The 286-nt window shown below is 41.3% G+C and carries 1 pseudogene; it reads left to right on the forward strand.

What is annotated here, in order from left to right:
• Window positions 1–286, forward strand: a pseudogene (locus MD535_RS25990) (hypothetical protein); the annotation flags it as partial.

The raw sequence follows: 286 nt of genomic DNA on the forward strand, positions 1-286 counted from the left end.
TGGTTCTTTGGAAGATTAGCTGCCTGTCGATTCGAGAATTTAGGCTTTCTAGAGCGTAAAACAGGGATGGAGCTTTACCTGTATAGTGAAAATAAGAAGCGTAAAGGCGGCTATGACGTAGTGCCAATCATAGTTCAGCCAACAGGCAAAGTGCACTTCAACACTGAAAAAGATAATGATTACTTCTTAGCGCAAATATTTAACTTCATGGACAATGGAAAGAGCGCCGTCATAACTGGAGAAAGTTTTCGCCGTTCAGAATCACACTCTTACTTCTGTATCGACA

The organism is Vibrio qingdaonensis (assembly GCF_026191675.1).
GTDB classification, from domain to species: domain Bacteria; phylum Pseudomonadota; class Gammaproteobacteria; order Enterobacterales; family Vibrionaceae; genus Vibrio; species Vibrio qingdaonensis.